Genomic DNA, 13,691 nt, shown 5'->3' with positions numbered 1-13,691 from the left:
TTTTTCATCTACACACTTTTTTTGATTTACTGCCATGGCCGCCCTTGATCCATTACTGCAATACCTCGTTCAATCCGGAGGTTCCGACCTCCACATCAGCGAAGGCGAGTATCCGAAAGTCCGGGTTCACGGTTCGATCAATGTCATTCCTGACCAGGAACTTCTGACTCACGATCACATCCGCAATCTCCTGCAAAGCATCTGCGACCCGAAAGCCTACGAACTCTACATGAAAACCGGCGACCTCGACTTCGCCTATTCCATGGACGAGCAATCCCGCTTCCGCTGCAATTACCTTAAACAAAAAAACGGCCTGGCCGCTGTCTTCCGACTGATCCCAACGGAAATCGCCTCGCTGGAAGACCTCAACATCCCAGCTGTGGTCAAGGAGTTCGGCCACATGCGATCCGGCTTGGTTCTGGTCACCGGCCCCACGGGATCAGGAAAGTCAACCACACTTGCCGCCCTGATCGATTACATCAACAGCAACTACAACCGCCACATCATCACCATTGAGGAACCAATCGAGTTTGTTCACAGCAATAAAAAATCGATCATTACCCAGCGGGAAGTCCCGATCCAAACCCCATCGTTTGCCGATGGGCTCAGGGCCACCTTGAGGGAGGATGCCGATATTGTGCTCGTGGGTGAGATGCGTGACCTCGAAACCATCTCACTTGCACTGACTGCGGCCGAAACCGGCCTGCTCGTCTTCGGCACGCTGCACACCAACAACGCCCGTAAAACCGTCGACCGGATTGTCGACGTGTTCCCAGCCGACCAACAATCCCAGGTCCGAACCATGCTGGCAGCCTCGCTGCGTGGTGTGGTAGCCCAGCTATTGATGAAACGCTGCGACAAACCAGGTCGCTGTGCGGTGAACGAAATCATGTTCGCCAACACCGCGGTTTCCGCCATTATCCGGGAAGGAGCCACCCAAAAACTCTACGACGTCATCATCGGTGGTAAAGCCGAAGGCATGCAGTTCATGGATGAGGCAATCTGGGACAAACTCCAGGCCGGAATGGTCACCCCGCAAGAAGCCTACATGAAAGCGATCGATAAAACCCGCTTCAAAAAATTCTTACCTCAAGAACTCGCCCACCTCGGCGACGCTTCGGGTGAAAGCCCGCTCGAGCATTAACCCGAGTAGGCTCACTCAATAAAAAAGCCCTCGAAACACACCTTTGCAAGGGGCGCTTCGAGGGTCACACCGCGACGGCAGGCTTACACATGACCTGCCGTCACTTTTTTACACCAAAGGATTAACGACCACGTCCGCGGCCACGACCTCGTCCGCCACTGGACCAGTTTTGGATTCGGTCCTTGGATTCCTGACTGATGGACTCGGTTGTTTCCAAATAGTTTGTGGCAGCCTCCTTGTCCTGCCGCATCCAGCCACCGACAGTCATCCCGATTGTCCGGCTGCGGGTCCGATCATCTCCGATGGTTTCAGCCAGGCTGAGGTTTTGCTGAATATCCCCACCTTGGTTCGAAAACACATAGGAGGAAGCAGCGCTGTCTCGCAGCCCACCTTCGGGTTGCTCATTGATAAAGGCCATGGCTGCGGCAGAATCCTGCTGAACCCATGATGGCATCACTCTTTCAATGCTTTCCTTCTGGGCGTTCTCAGAGCCATTGGCCATCACCCATGAAGCTGCGGCCGCCGGGTCATCACGCCCCCATTGACGGGCAATACTTTCCATCACATCGTCACGGGCCTCTCCTTCCGGGACCATGCTGATATTTCCAGCCGCCTTCTCGGGGTCGGTCTCGGCGAGTCCTCGCAAAGCCTGGGAACTGGCTCCGGCCTGATCATCGGCAGGTAAGCTTGCAATCCAGGTCTGGGCATCCTCCCAGTTCTGTTTACCCCACTCACGGGCAACTGAATTTTGAGCTTCCTTTTTCGCTTCCGGATCCGTCACGGTTCCCAGCATGGCTGCGGCTTCGGAAGGATCACTCTTGGCGGACTCGGAAAAAACATTCCGGATCGCATCGCGCTGGTCCCGGCCCTCCAATGACTGAGCCCAGGTGAGAGCCCCTGCGCTGTCCTGCCGTGCCCATTCCGTAGCGATCACTCCTGCTGTCGAGGCTCCACCACCGCGGCCCCGGCCACCCATCATTCCACTCATTCTAAATTCTCCGGGGTTATCTTGGTAATACTGGGCTGCCCCTTGAGGATCCTTCGACGCCCAACTCTGCATCACCGTGCCACTGACAAACATACCGGCAAATCCCATCGTCTTGGTGTAGGCAAGCGCTTCCGTGGGATCTTCTTCACCCCAGCGGGAAAATAACAGGTAACCGACCATGATCCGCTCACTCCATGGCAGATCTTCCAGTTTGGCAGCTTCCTCCTCAAACTGTGAAGGATCCAGATTGGCATAATAATCCATTAACGCCTGCAAGCGGGAATTTTGCCCAGGCAAGGCCAGGGCCTCACTGGCACTTTTCACCCGAACGCTACGAGCGGATCCCCCACCGGACGTGGAGCCCGAACCACCACCCGATCTCCGAATGGAACGGATATCAGTGGTCGTTGCATCCTTTTCTTCCGGCTCTGGAGCCGTGTTTTTGCCAGCAATAAATCCTGCGGCTCCTCCAATAACAAGAGCCACTATCGGCCCGAGAACGGTCATTTTCATGATATCATTTTTCTTTTGTTTGTGTAGATGGGGAGTGTTCCCCGTGTAATTACGTCATCCTCCAACCCCAAAAGCGCCACAAAGTTGCACAATTTTCAAAGATCCTTCTTTTCTGTCCATCCTCCCCCCATACAATCCCAGAAACTTACAAGCCATCCATGATCCATCACTCTGTTTCCCGCTGGTGCTTTGCATCCACTCCAATCGACCAACTCTGCCACCGATGCCAACAACTCGGGATCTCAGGCATCGACTTACTTACACTGGAAGAGATACCCGAAGTCCAGCAACTCGGACTAGCCTGCTCCATCACTGCAGCCCACCCGGATCAGGACGGTATCGGAACCATTGAAAAAGGGTTTAACCAACCCGCTTACCACCCGGCACTGCGCCGGATCTATCAACAACTGATCCCTGCAGCTGCAGAGCTCGGGGTGAAACAAGTGATTTGCTTCTCCGGCAACCGGGATGGTCTCGGCGACGAAGAAGGGCTCGCGAACTGCGCCAAAGGCCTCGCCCCGATGGTTGAACTCGCAGCACAACACCAAGTCACCCTAGTCATGGAACTGCTCAATTCCAAGGTGGACCACCCTGACTACCAGTGCGATCGGACAAGCTGGGGAGCCTCACTCTGCGAACGCCTCAACTCCCCCTCTTTTAAACTTCTCTATGACATCTACCACATGCAGATCATGGAAGGAGACATCATTCGCACGATCCGGGAAAACCACCAGCATATCGCGCACTACCACACGGCCGGAGTTCCTGGACGCCATGAGTTCGACGCCACCCAGGAGCTCAACTATCCCGCCATCACCCGGGCCATTGCCGACACAGGTTTCCATGGCTTCATCGGCCAGGAATATGTCCCCAGCACCGATGACCCCTTTACCTTTCTAGCCAAGGCTATCCAATACTGCTCTCCTGAATAGTCGCTCTACAGGCCAAAGGCCCCGATCACCGCAGCCAATACCACCAGCGCCCAAACCGGGAGCCACCTGAAATGCAAAGCGAGAACAAGGAGCACAATAGCCAGAACGTCCCAAATGCTGGACACGCTACCACCAAAAAACATCGCCGCCAGAGCAGCTCCAAGCACGCCAACCACCGTGGCATTCGCCCCGCGCACACCAGCCCTGGCCCAGGAAAAATGCTTCATTCGGTCCCATACTGGCAGACCTCCACCAAGTAATACCATCCCTGGTAAAAAGACAGCAACCAAGCCCGCAAGTCCCCCAAGCCATGGGTTACCAAACAAGCCCATCACGGCCCCGAGAAAAGCACAGAAGGTAAACATCGGCCCCGGCACTGCCTGAGCCGCACCATAACCGGCCAAGAATTCATACTTGGGCATCAACCCGGCATCCACCGTCGAGGTTTCGAGCAAAGGCAGGACCACATGCCCCCCGCCAAAGACCAAGGCCCCCGCATGCATCAACCCACCCAGTGCCATGGCATCCCGACTCTCCGGGAACATGGCAGGCACAGCCATCAAAACCACCATGAGCAATGTGGCGGGAACAACACTATGCCACCAGCGCGCCTTGAAGCTTCTCTTTTCCAAGCTCTCCCCACACTCTTTGGCCGCACGGTCATGGAACACAAAAGCTCCGACCAGCCCACCAATCAGAATCACCACTGGCTGAACCCAGGCCTGTTTGGTGAACATCAAAACCAAAAGTGCACCAATCGCAAAAACTGCCTCTTTTTTGCCGGTACATAGCTTCTGCTGCATACCAAACAAAGCCACCACAACCACTGCAATGGCGGCAATTTTCAAGCCATGCAACCACCCCAAACCCAACCATTCCTGCACGCTACTCATCCCAATGGCAAAGCCAATCATCAGTAGAGCCGAGGGCAAAGTGAAGCCCAGCCAGCTTCCAAGTGAGCCCAACCAGCCGGCGCGTTCGTAACCAATCGCAGCTCCCAACTGGCTGCTTCCCGGCCCGGGAAGAAACTGAGTCAACGACACCAATTCCGCATAGCGCTCGTCACTAAGCCACTTCTCCCGCTTGACATACACTTCATGGAAATACCCCAAGTGGGCGACCGGCCCACCAAAGGAGGTAAGCCCCAGCTTCAACGAAGTCCAAAAACATTCCAGTGCTCCACGCTGCATGGCCGGATCATACACCGTATTTTTTAACATTCTATGGGATAATATTCAGAAGCCGTCATACTGCCAATACTCCCTGCGCTCACTCTTGCTTGCTTCCGTGTGTCAATTCACTGCGTAACACCTTGTGAGAGTAATGACATCTTCCATCAATATCATAGATTGAAAAAACAACAGACGGGTTTTCCGCTGTGGTATCGATGTCGAGCTGCCCAAATGAGCAAGTTTTGTTGAACCCGTAAATCATTTCCGATGGTTCAGAAGACTGAATCAGCGGATGCACATGCACATTGGTCAGCCTTGAACTTTGAAGCTCGTAAAATCGGTATCCGCTTTCCCTGGGGGTCCTCCACAGATCCGTCCTGTGCCGATCTGCTGATATCAAAAACACACCATCGAGACGCTGGTCTTCGACAAAAGAAAAGATTTCCTCCCTTTCCTCCGGAAACCCATCCCACGTATCTTTGGACGAATGCTTCGTCCCGAACGACCATGGCACGGATGAGACCAGCACCGTAAAGGAAGATTGGCCCTTATTTTTTTTCAAGCGCTCAAACAACCACTTTTTCTGAGCCGGCCCGATCATGCTTTTCCCCTTCAAGTCCCGATAATACCGGCAATCCAGCATGACAAAATGGACGTCACCAAGGTGAAAATCGTACCAACACCCCGGTTGCTCCCGACCTCCTCCATATGATGGGTTATTCCAATTGTGAGAAAACGTATTCCACACAGGTTTCTTCCACGAAGGACGGTCAACCAACGGACCAGCAACGCAATCGTCTGTTCCGAAGTCGTGGTCATCATAAATGCTGTAAACAGGAACTCCTGACACCAGCGACTTCCACTCAGCTCTGGCATGACGCCTGTAATAACAATACTGCTGGGTCTCCTTATATTCGGGATGGTCAATATAAACGTTATCTCCGAGCAACAGCATGGCATCAGCTTCCTGATCCTTAATCGTATGCCACATCCGCTCATACTTTTCCGTGTATCCAGCCCCTCCACCAAAGACAATGCGCTGCTTCCCCTTTGACCGCCCCGCCACCTGGGTCTTGAACTCTCCAGAAACCGCACTCTTCTTTTCTCCAAGATAAAGACGATAACGGTAGCGCGTCGATGGGGATAAGCCCTTCAGCTGAACGACCGCTGTATAATCCGCTTCGGCCCGGCTTCTCACCGGCAAGGACATCACCGACTGAGCGCTGCCATCTTGTGTCAGTTCGACTCGAATCTCTTCCTCATCAACGGTCCTCAACCAAATTTTCGCTGAATCTCCCGTAACATCACCAAGCATGGGCCCATGCAGAATCTCTGAATACGTATGCTTCGCCTTCCATTCTTTAAAACTCTCCGAATCATACAAGGGAGATAAAATATCACGAGGGCCAGCAAGCAAGCGCTCAAACGGCAGGCCCCATTCAACCGCTTGCTTTGCATGCTCAAGAGCCTCGGACACCTTCTTTTGCTTACTGGCGTGCATGGCTAACACAAATTGTCGCTCGGCCCGATCCAAATCGCTATTCATGCGCTTGGGCTTTTTACGGTTCACCTCTCTAAGTGCCTGATCGTATTTTCCCTCAGCTAAAAAACGAACGGCATTACGTCCGGCATCGTGCTGAGCAACCAGTGGCGTTGCCAAGATCCCCAGCAAACAGAAGAAAAAGACTGCAGAAAAAAAAGCATATCCCTTCTGCCTGCTAAGACCCAACCGACCAGCCTGTTCGAAATCCAATCCAATGATCATAAAACCATTCAACAAAGAACCACTCTGTTGTCAAATCACTCGCATCGCCCACCCCAAACAATCCAAATATGAATGAGCCCCATAAAAACACACTCTCCTGTTACCTCCAAGCCCTCCACACCTTCCAAGCCCTCGGATGGGTCAAAACAATCGAAGGTTCCACTAAAACCCGAACGACTTAATCTTTGAGTGTGGACGAAGGCTCGTCCCATCCAACTTACCCACATGGCTTTCAATCCCTTATTCTACAAAGGACACAGAGAACAATTAAAAATCATCTCGTGCACTTTTGTTTACTTTAGCGAAGTTCAGATTGGCATACTCGTTGACATACTTTCGGCTCGATCTTTAGTGATTTAAACTCGATGTAAAAGAAGTCTCAACAGTCCCCAGGCAGCCATCAATACCGCCTCTACCAACAAGCCCGAAGCCCTTATCGGGTTAAAGAGCTTTGGGAGCTTCGTCGCCATAGCCCCATTCTTTGATCGTAAAATGGCGAATGCGTATTGCTCGAGTTCGTGCCATTTGAGATGGGACTTGTTTGAAAAGGCGCCACGAGGAGCGGGTGGTTTGGCGAGTCCGATGGAGCAAAAATCAGCTAAAATTCGGAGACTCCGTTATTTTTCAGTCATTTCTTTGTGGTCCATGACCCAGTAACGAAACCCGCCGGATATTTCAATGCCCTGATCAACCGCGCCGAAGCTGGAGAACTCCACCTTCACAAATCCATTTTCGGCATCTTAAAACGGAAAATGAACTGAATTCGAGGCAGAACAGGGCAACTTTTGGTTTATAGAATGGCTTGCTATAAACCATTTTTACCGATAATATGGTTCATAGAAACGGGATTTATACACCATCATGTGGAACTGGCAGCAAAAAGATTGGCCTCATTTTACCTTCGACCGCAAGGCCTTGGAAGGCTTGGAGACACAATTTCTCCGCAACGCAGGCGAAAGCCTCGGAGCTTTTAAGCACGTCTCGGAGGAAGACAAGAACTTGCTCAAGGTCGAGCTAATCAGTGAGGAGGCACTCAAAACCTCGAAAATTGAGGGCGAGATTCTGGATCGGGACAGCTTGCAATCGTCCATCGGCAGGCAGTTCGGCATCCAGACCGACCACCGCCGCATTCCCCCGACGGAGCAAGGCGTCGCCGCCATGATGGTCAATCTCTACAAGAGTTTCGACAACCCACTGACCCACGAGACATTGTGGCAGTGGCACAGCATGTTGATGAATGGTCGTCGCGATATTCGCACGATTGGGGGCTACCGGGATCATGATGAACCGATGCAGATCGTTTCTGGTGCCATGTATGAACCAACGGTGCATTTTGAAGCCCCTCCCTCATCCCGCATGGACGCGGAAATGAAGGCCTTCATCGAGTTTTTCGAGCAGAGCAAGGAAGGTGGCAAGCAAGCCTTGCCAGCCCTAACCCGTGCAGGCATTACCCATTTGTATTTTGTTTCCATCCACCCCTTTGAAGACGGCAACGGGCGGATTGGCCGAGCCGTCGCGGAGAAGTCACTTGCCCAAAGTCTCGGACAGCCGACCCTGATCGCGCTCGCTTACACCATCGAACGCAACAGGAAGGCTTACTATGAAAAGCTGGAACTCCACAATAAAGATAACGACATCACCGGATGGCTCGTCTATTTTGCTGAAACCATTCTGGAAGCCCAACTCAATTCCCAGAAACGCATCGAGTTTATTATCGAGAAAACAAAGCTCTACGACCACTTGCGCGGCAAGCTGAACGAGCGTCAGGAAAAGGTTCTGGAGCGTATGTTCCGCGAAGGCATCGACGGCTTCAAAGGCGGACTCAGCGCCGAAAATTATATTTCCATCACAGGCGCACCGCGAACCACCGTCACTCGCGATCTCAACGATCTTGTAGCCAAGGGTGCATTGATCAAAACTGGTCAACTCAAATACACCCGCTACTACCTCAACATCTCAGATCAGGAAAAAGCCTGATTACTCAGGAAGATTATCACTATAAACCGAGCGAAGGCCATGCGTGCCAGGTGGTCTGGATTTCTCCGCCATCGCCTGAGAGCGTTTGAAAAAAATAAAGGTAGGGCCGCAGGGACTTGAACCCTGGACCAAAGGATTATGAGTCCTCTGCTCTAACCAACTGAGCTACAGCCCCCTTATTTTTACAACCAACGGGCGATTTACTACCCGTCGACGGGCACGTCTTACCCTAGAGCCAAGACAAGAGGCAAGCGAATTCGACCTCGTTTAGAGGTCCGGCTAGGAAACTTTGCCCCTTGACCAGAAATCATGCCCGTTTTAAGTTGGAGGCTATGAAATGTTTATTTTCCATCGTCATCGCCATGGCTACGGTGACTCCTGCTTCCCGGGCTGATGATTTCAACCAAATCATCGTAGAAACGTCCGTCATCTACTACCCCGGGGACCGAGAGCTGCGAAACGAATATGTCGACGCTGAGCGCAAGGACGGCCAGAGCTTCCACAATTACGCACCTAGTGCCGATGTGCCCAACTCTGTGCTTAAACCCATCAAAGAACTCTGCATTCACAAATACCCCTATTCCATGCAAAACCGCTTGATTGAACTCAGAGAGCAAATCGCAGCTTACCGGTTTTTTAAACAATACGCCTGGGCCGATGGGCTAACCGACGCGGCAATCAGCAAAATTGAAGCTGTCAGCGAAACCCTACTGGGAACCGACTACATTCTGATCCACCAGAGAGCCGTAAACGAATCCAGGGCCTTTAAACAACTCGGCAAAATTAACTTCGAAAATAAAGCCGCGGCTGCAAGAAAATACCCGAACAGCTATCAAAGCCAGCTTCATCAAGTCCTCGGTTTGATCCATGAACTTCCCCTGAATACCAACAAATAGCCCACATCAGGTATGCGCTGGAAAGGACGAAAACAAAGCTCCCACGTCGAAGACCGGCGTGGTCAACCACCTCAGCGGGGATCCGGAGGTAATGCGGCTCTTGGAGCCCTCCTTTTTGGACTCTTTCGCAAAGGCAATAGGAAAACAAAAATCCTCCTGATTCTCGGAGGAGTCGTTGCATGCTTCATGTTTAACATCAACCCGGTAAACCTCTTAATGTCGCCTACAGGGCAACCGGCAAGCCTGTCGTCCTCACCTGCCGACCCCGAAATGAAGGCCTATCTGGCCACCATGAAATCCGACAATGAAATTGTTTGGTCGAAAATTCTCGCAGCGCACGGTAAATCCTATCGCCCGGCCAACATGGTCATCTATACCGGTAGAACCCAAACCGCTGGAGGAACAGCCGATGCCCGGATGGGGCCATTTTACATGCCTGCCGACGAGACCATTTACATCGACCCTTCGTTTTTCCAAGAAATGCGTGACAAATTCGGTGCCACGGGTGATTTCGCTCAAGCCTATGTCGTCGCACACGAAGTGGGCCACCATATTCAGCATCTGCTGAACCTCACTGACAAGGTACACAGCCAAAGAGGCAAAATTTCAGAATCGGAATACAACAAACTGTCCGTGCGGCTTGAACTGCAGGCCGATTTTCTTGCCGGAGTCTTTGCTCACCATGCTGATGAACAATTTCAATTTCTTGAACATGGTGATATCGATGAAGCGATTCGGTGCGCTGAAGCCATAGGTGATGACCGACTGCAAAAAATGACACGTGGAGAGATTCAACCTGATCTTTTTACCCACGGCACCTCGGCCCAACGTAAGCGTTGGTTTATGAAAGGATATAAAAGTGGCCAACTGAGTGAGGGAGATACCTTTACCATCCCTTATGACCAGTTGTAGAGCGAACGACTCTCCGATTGAACGATCACCCCCCGACATCCCGGGCTCCTCCATTGGGAAGATTATCTCGGTGATGCCTGCGGCGCTGACAGAATTGTCAGGATTTTTTATTTTCAAAGATCAAGGTTTGCCCAAAACCTATCGCTCCTTCTAAAAAATCACTGTCAGTGGCGAAGGCTGTTACCCCTTAGTGTATTCGCCCTGCCCGACATCCCTCGCAAGTCGTCTTGACCTGAGCCCCAATATCCTCAATGATCCTCGGCATGAAGTCAGTATTCTTATCCCTCTTTACCGCTCTGGGGACATTCATCGTCGTATCCTGTGCCTCAAGTGGCAGCTATGTTGGCAGCGGAGGATTCGGTTCACCGAACATGGGCGGCCCGAGCGTTGAGGAACGGCAGGCAAGCATTGCCAGTGAGCCCAAAGGTAATTTCTTCTATGGTCGCAGGTACTACGTCGAAAAAACAAGATTCTGGGGCTACCTGCGCAAACCAGGACAAAGTGCCAAAAATGCCAAGCTGGTGATTATCAATGAATCCAGCAAACGCACTCCCGACCGACTTCCGGAGAATGGCCCAGCCGGCCGCCGCTACGGCTTTGATCAAAACTACGAATATCGTCTGTACGGACATTACACTGGCGAGCAAGTCTATGAGGTCAACTCGAACCAGTTCCTCCCGGAATTCAAACTCACTCGCTACGAAGTGGTCAATAAAAACCCGGGGTGGTTGTTTAGCCCGAATGACCACTACAACCCACAGAGCATCACTCTGATTCCTCGTTAAGGTTTCTCTCTCCACCCACGCCCCTCCAATTCGACCTCACGACCTCATGGCAAACACCCCCGAAGAACTCGCTCAGGTTCTGGAAGAAATCGCCCTATTGCTCGAAATCAAGGGTGAGAACCCCTTCAAAATCAGAGCCTACAGAAACGGGGCAGAAAGCGTGCGCCAGTTCGATGGAGATATCGTCTCACTGGCTAAGCGCAACGAATTAAAGGGGATCAAAGGGATTGGCTCAGCCCTGCAAGACAAGCTACATGAGCTGGCTAGCACCGGACAGCTTGCGTTTCTGACCGAGCTCAAAGCTGAGTTTCCTCCAGGTTTATTTGATCTCTTTGGTTTACAAGGGCTCGGGCCAAAAAAAATTCGAGCACTCTACGATAAACTCAGCATCGACTCCATCACCAAGCTCAAACAAGCCTGCACCGATGGCAGCGTGGCTGGCCTCCCCGGCTTTGGAAAAAAATCTGTAGAGAAACTACTCGAAGCCATCGAGCTAAAAGAACAATTCGCCGACTTTTACAGGCTCGGAGAGGTGGCCCCCCTCGCCGAAACCATCAAACACACCCTACAACAACACCCGGACTCCCTGAGAGTCGAAATTGCTGGCTCCTACCGTAGAGGCAAAGAGGTCCTACACGACCTCGACTTCCTCGTCGCAACCTCACAGCCAGCAGCCTTAACCCGTTTTTTTACCGAGCTTCCTGAAGTCACATCCATCATTGCCTGTGGCGACACAAAAGCCTCGGTTCGACTCGAAAACGGCTTGCAGTGTGATCTCAGAGCCGTCTCTAACGAGCAGTTCCCCTTTGCCCTCCAGTATTTCACCGGGAGCAAGGAACACAATGTCGCACTTCGCTCGAGGGCACTTCAATATGGATGGTCACTGAACGAATATGGTTTTACGCCAAAAAATAAAACCACCCCCGCGCCGCCGGCTGCCAGAGACGAAAGCCAAATCTATCGGATACTCGAACTTGAGCGCATCCCTCCGGAGTTACGAGAAAACAAAGGAGAAATCGAAGCCGCCGACGCAGGAAGCCTACCTCGTCTGGTCGAACTGGACAACCTGAGGGGGACGTTCCACAACCACACCACCGAATCTGACGGACGCAACTCCTTGGAAGAAATGGCAGAGGCAGCCCGGGACCTCGGACTGCAATACCTCGGCATTGCGGACCACTCCAAAGGCCAGTTTCAAGCGAACGGACTTTATCCTGATCGCTTACTCCGGCAGCTGGACCATATCAAGTCCCTCAATCAACAGTGGGATGATTTCAAAATCTTCGCCGGCACCGAGGTCGACATTCTCAAAGATGGTAGCCTCGACTTTACTGACGGTTTATTAGAACAACTCGATTACTGCGTGGCCTCCATCCACAACTCCACTCAACTGAGTGAAAAAGAAATGACAGCCCGGATCATTGCTGCGATGGAAAACCCGCACGTCACGATGATTGGTCACCTTACCGGGAGGCTACTGCTTCAGAGAAAAAGCTACGCCCTCAACATCGACAAGGTAATCGATTGTGCGGCAAAAACCGGAACCATCATCGAGCTCAATTGTAATCCAAGACGGCTCGACATGGATTGGCGTCACTGGCACAAAGCCAGAGATAAAGGTGTAATCACTTCGATTAATCCAGACGCCCACCACACAGACCACCTCCAGTACTTGGCTTTTGGCGTGAAAGTAGCCCGTAAGGGGTGGCTACGGCGCGAAGATGTGCTCAATACCAAAAGCCTTGATGAGATAAGCACTTGGCTCGCCAAGCCAAAAGGGCAACGCTAAGCCTCCTATTTCGGAGAGTCCTTCGGCTTGAAACACCTTTGAGGCAGGTCGAACTGAACGACCCCTCATTGAGAATGCTACCCGCTTGCTGGGGGCTTTATACCACTCCGCAAAACAGACGAGACGATTGAACGTTGTTGAGGTATTTGGAAGAGCGCTGCGTGATCCATGAGAGTTCCGGATGAATGACTCCTTTGGCTTTGTTTCTCCTTAGTCATGGTGCCCGCACCATTCCTTCGTCGCGCCTTACCAAAGAACTCATTCATCTCGGCGATCGTCCCGTCTGTTTGACTACTTGGTATTTCCTCCCCCCCTTTCTTGGCTCAAAGGGCACAAAAAAAGCCCGGTTTCTTCCGTCAGGAAAAAACCGGGCATAGACCTGGCAACGACCTACTCTCACAGGGCCTATCGCCCCACTACCATCGGCGCAACAGCGTTTCACTTCCGGGTTCGGGATGGGACCGGGTGGTTCCACCATGCTATGGTCACCAGAGGTCGGGCTACGTGTTCCTGTTAACAGTTATCTGTTATCCGTTAACTGGATTGTATCGCGACCTCCAATTACCCTAGCCTTGTGGCTTCGATGATTAGAGTGTTCGTTTTTCGGTCTTGTCAAAGATCGGAGTAATCAACCACTGATAACTTAATATCCGGTAACTGATAACCTGAACGCGCAGCGTTCGCTGACAACTGTAGAGAATGATATTTCCTTTTACATTTAAAACCATGACCAAGTTTTGTCTCAGTCCTTGTCTTACTCGTTTAACATGGCTTTCACCAATCAAACTTGAATTTCAATTTTGCTTTCCTTGAAATCA

10 protein-coding genes, 1 tRNA gene and 1 rRNA gene are annotated in these 13,691 nt (G+C 51.9%); 7 read left to right on the top strand and 5 right to left on the bottom strand.

The genetic code is table 11. The annotated features are described in order from the left end of the window. Positions 1 to 34: 34 nt before the first annotated feature. A complete protein-coding gene (locus HW115_RS14115; RefSeq protein WP_178933554.1) occupies positions 35 to 1,144 on the top strand; it encodes a type IV pilus twitching motility protein PilT in 1,110 nt (369 codons plus the stop codon). Between the two features lie 121 nt (positions 1,145 to 1,265). On the opposite strand, the gene HW115_RS14110 is transcribed toward HW115_RS14115, so the two are convergent. Beyond that, on the bottom strand, positions 1,266 to 2,645 hold the full coding sequence (locus tag HW115_RS14110) for a hypothetical protein (protein WP_178933553.1): 1,380 nt from the start codon (positions 2,643 to 2,645) through the stop codon (positions 1,266 to 1,268). Positions 2,646 to 2,803: 158 nt separating this feature from the next. Between HW115_RS14110 and HW115_RS14105 the strand changes: the two genes are divergently transcribed. Continuing rightward, complete coding sequence (locus HW115_RS14105) at positions 2,804 to 3,577, top strand: hydroxypyruvate isomerase family protein (protein ID WP_178933552.1); 774 nt, start codon at positions 2,804 to 2,806, stop codon at positions 3,575 to 3,577. A gap of 5 nt (positions 3,578 to 3,582) precedes the next feature. Here the strand turns inward: HW115_RS14105 and chrA are convergent, their stop codons facing one another. Together chrA and HW115_RS14095 are read right to left on the bottom strand one after the other, a co-directional pair. Further along, complete coding sequence (chrA, locus tag HW115_RS14100) at positions 3,583 to 4,797, bottom strand: chromate efflux transporter (RefSeq protein WP_227021541.1); 1,215 nt, start codon at positions 4,795 to 4,797, stop codon at positions 3,583 to 3,585. A gap of 49 nt (positions 4,798 to 4,846) precedes the next feature. Further along, entirely contained in the window at positions 4,847 to 6,514 is a 1,668-nt protein-coding gene (locus tag HW115_RS14095) for an alkaline phosphatase D family protein (protein WP_178933551.1), read from the bottom strand. Between the two features lie 858 nt (positions 6,515 to 7,372). On the opposite strand from HW115_RS14095, the gene HW115_RS14090 reads away from it, so the two are divergent. Next, positions 7,373 to 8,491 (top strand): DUF4172 domain-containing protein, encoded by a 1,119-nt coding sequence (locus HW115_RS14090; RefSeq protein WP_178933759.1) that lies wholly within the window; start codon positions 7,373 to 7,375, stop codon positions 8,489 to 8,491. 101 nt (positions 8,492 to 8,592) lie between these two features. Here the strand turns inward: HW115_RS14090 and HW115_RS14085 are convergent. Then, positions 8,593 to 8,666, bottom strand: a tRNA-Ile gene (locus HW115_RS14085). A gap of 157 nt (positions 8,667 to 8,823) precedes the next feature. Here HW115_RS14085 and HW115_RS14080 point away from each other — a divergent pair. The 4 genes from HW115_RS14080 to polX all read left to right on the top strand — a co-directional run bounded on the left by HW115_RS14080 (position 8,824) and on the right by polX (position 12,873). After that, a complete protein-coding gene (locus HW115_RS14080) occupies positions 8,824 to 9,387 on the top strand; it encodes a hypothetical protein (RefSeq protein ID WP_178933550.1) in 564 nt (187 codons plus the stop codon). A 12-nt stretch (positions 9,388 to 9,399) separates the two neighbouring features. Further along, the gene (gene ypfJ, locus HW115_RS14075; RefSeq protein ID WP_178933549.1) at positions 9,400 to 10,299 is read left to right on the top strand and encodes a KPN_02809 family neutral zinc metallopeptidase; all 900 of its coding nucleotides are present in this window, start codon (positions 9,400 to 9,402) and stop codon (positions 10,297 to 10,299) included. Positions 10,300 to 10,562: 263 nt separating this feature from the next. Further along, a complete protein-coding gene (locus tag HW115_RS14070; protein WP_227021539.1) occupies positions 10,563 to 11,084 on the top strand; it encodes a hypothetical protein in 522 nt (173 codons plus the stop codon). A gap of 46 nt (positions 11,085 to 11,130) precedes the next feature. Continuing rightward, positions 11,131 to 12,873, top strand: coding sequence for a DNA polymerase/3'-5' exonuclease PolX (gene polX / locus HW115_RS14065; protein ID WP_178933548.1), 1,743 nt, complete (start codon positions 11,131 to 11,133; stop codon positions 12,871 to 12,873). A gap of 377 nt (positions 12,874 to 13,250) precedes the next feature. Here polX and rrf read toward each other — a convergent pair. After that, a 5S ribosomal RNA gene (gene rrf / locus HW115_RS14060) occupies positions 13,251 to 13,366 on the bottom strand. Between the last annotated feature and the right edge of the window lie 325 nt (positions 13,367 to 13,691).

The organism is Oceaniferula marina, from assembly GCF_013391475.1.
GTDB classification, from domain to species: domain Bacteria; phylum Verrucomicrobiota; class Verrucomicrobiia; order Verrucomicrobiales; family Akkermansiaceae; genus Oceaniferula; species Oceaniferula marina.
Note: the sequence above shows the minus strand (reverse complement) of the source record. Positions and strands in the feature narration are given on the sequence as shown.

Excerpts from the sequence above, each read along its gene's own strand:
- HW115_RS14115 (WP_178933554.1), top strand. The coding sequence starts at position 35 with ATGGCCGCCCTTGATCCATTACTGCAATACCTCGTTCAATCCGGAGGT.
- HW115_RS14110 (WP_178933553.1), bottom strand. The coding sequence starts at position 2,645 with ATGAAAATGACCGTTCTCGGGCCGATAGTGGCTCTTGTTATTGGAGGA.
- HW115_RS14105 (WP_178933552.1), top strand. The coding sequence starts at position 2,804 with ATGATCCATCACTCTGTTTCCCGCTGGTGCTTTGCATCCACTCCAATC.
- chrA (WP_227021541.1), bottom strand. The coding sequence starts at position 4,797 with ATGTTAAAAAATACGGTGTATGATCCGGCCATGCAGCGTGGAGCACTG.
- HW115_RS14095 (WP_178933551.1), bottom strand. The coding sequence starts at position 6,514 with ATGATCATTGGATTGGATTTCGAACAGGCTGGTCGGTTGGGTCTTAGC.
- HW115_RS14080 (WP_178933550.1), top strand. The coding sequence starts at position 8,824 with ATGAAATGTTTATTTTCCATCGTCATCGCCATGGCTACGGTGACTCCT.
- ypfJ (WP_178933549.1), top strand. The coding sequence starts at position 9,400 with ATGCGCTGGAAAGGACGAAAACAAAGCTCCCACGTCGAAGACCGGCGT.
- HW115_RS14070 (WP_227021539.1), top strand. The coding sequence starts at position 10,563 with ATGAAGTCAGTATTCTTATCCCTCTTTACCGCTCTGGGGACATTCATC.
- polX (WP_178933548.1), top strand. The coding sequence starts at position 11,131 with ATGGCAAACACCCCCGAAGAACTCGCTCAGGTTCTGGAAGAAATCGCC.